General features: G+C 35.2%; 2 protein-coding genes. One reads left to right on the top strand and one right to left on the bottom strand.

Annotation, left to right across the window (positions count from 1 at the left end; all coding sequences use genetic code 11):
- Positions 1 to 32 precede the first annotated feature (32 nt).
- A complete protein-coding gene (locus tag AB1414_20250) occupies positions 33 to 914 on the bottom strand; it encodes a DUF6531 domain-containing protein (protein ID MEW6609746.1) in 882 nt (293 codons plus the stop codon).
- Positions 915 to 1368: 454 nt separating this feature from the next.
- Between AB1414_20250 and AB1414_20245 the strand changes: the two genes are divergently transcribed.
- Positions 1369 to 1533: a hypothetical protein gene (locus AB1414_20245; protein ID MEW6609745.1), complete on the top strand. Its 165-nt coding sequence runs from the start codon at positions 1369 to 1371 to the stop codon at positions 1531 to 1533.
- Positions 1534 to 1740 lie beyond the last annotated feature (207 nt).

Genomic DNA, 1740 nt, shown 5'->3' with positions numbered 1-1740 from the left:
GGTACCATGGCTCTTGAATATTTAAGGCCTGCTCAAATATATGTTTTGTTATCATATTTGCTCCTTTGGATTTTGATTGGGATTTTACCTATTATATCATTTACCCACTCAAAAGTCAAAAGAGCCATATTATAACTATGAGTCCAGCCATATCCAAATGGTCCAATCTCATTACTTCTGCTATTATATGTTCTATCAAATTTAATATGAAGATTCTTGCCAGGTAAAAACATATCTTTAGAAGTCATAATCATATTACCATTTGTAATATTTATTGGCTCAAATATCAAGACATTTCTATCATAGGGGATACCCAGGATAGAATTTTTCGTATCCATATATACCTTACCTCTTACTTCATCATTTTTAAAGGTAATAGGAGGAGAATAAGCCTCTAATACTATTCGAAGAGAGGTTCCATTAGCCATTTGTTCATAGGTAAAGAAATGGAAAGTATGAACTATCCACTCTCCTACTGCCACATCATAAATTATATCTTCATAATACCATCCGGCATGTTCTATCCATACCTTTATATAATTCCCGGATTGACTACAATCCTCACTAAACTTAACCATTACCATGACATCAATTTGCCATTCAGAGACTATTTTAACTTCACTTATATACCTTCTTATCCCACATCCTCTCTCTTCTTCACTAAAACACTCTTTTGTTGGCAAAATAAGTATTGATATTAATAATACTAACAATAGAGATGCAAATTCCCTCATTTTAATAGTCCTTATCTTATAAAAATCCCCTTCAAACTTGATATCCGAGAGTCTTCTAATATACTGATAATTATACTTTATTTTTCCTTTTTTGTCAAGAAGCTGACCGAGAATTTTTTTTAAAATATCTTCTACTATTTTGGAATGGAACCCGGGGGTTAGACTAATAAAAATAATCACACAGAGACACAAAGTCACAAAGGAATTGAATAAAACAATAAACCTTTGTGTTCTTTGTGGCTTTGTGTGAGAAAATAAAAAGGAGATATTAGGGTCAAACTGTGAATGTGGAAAGCACAATAATTCGGTGAGGCAGAGGAAAAGGAAAAGACAGCGAATCAAAGCTTTTGTCTAACCCTGCGTTGCAGTTGACGGCGGGGGACTGTGCCGTGGTCAGAGTTTTGTGGTCTCTCAAAGTTTTATCTTGCTATCAAACTTTTGTGGTAATTCTCCCCGCCGCACCTGAACTCAGCGTTAGACCTCGAGTGAGTGTTGACAAGAAAAACTACATTTTGTTTGACGATGAACAAATTTTGTAAGCGTTCAGGTGGTGTAACAAAAGGAGATGTGGAGATTAAGGAGATAGGGAGATATTATTAAAAAAATTCGACCTGTGCGGTTAGGTTTAAATAAAATGGAAGAAGCAGATATTCAATACAAACAGGTCGCTCCTACGGAGCTACAAACATATTGCTTTTGCGGAATGCTACAAACAGATTGCTCCTACGGAGCTTTATTTATATTAGCTCCAGAGGAGCGGTCTGTTTGTAGAAAGATTATATCCTTACACCATAATTAGCTCCAGAGGAGCGACCTGTTTATTCTTTTTCTCACCCCAACCGCACAGGTGGAAAAAATTGAAATTAATAGTAATAGAAACTAATACTTGATGTTCAAGTTTTTTAAAGGTATAAAGATTTAACCGCAAAGAGCGCAAAGGAAGATTTCGCAAAGGACGCAAAGGAAGGAAAATAAGGTGGTGAACAACCTATTGCTTTGTTAAGTT

It is taken from the genome of bacterium (assembly GCA_040755795.1).
Classification (GTDB): domain Bacteria; phylum UBA9089; class CG2-30-40-21; order CG2-30-40-21; family SBAY01; genus JBFLXS01.
Note: the sequence above shows the minus strand (reverse complement) of the source record. Positions and strands in the feature narration are given on the sequence as shown.

Excerpts from the sequence above, each read along its gene's own strand:
- AB1414_20245 (MEW6609745.1), top strand. The coding sequence starts at position 1,369 with ATGGAAGAAGCAGATATTCAATACAAACAGGTCGCTCCTACGGAGCTA.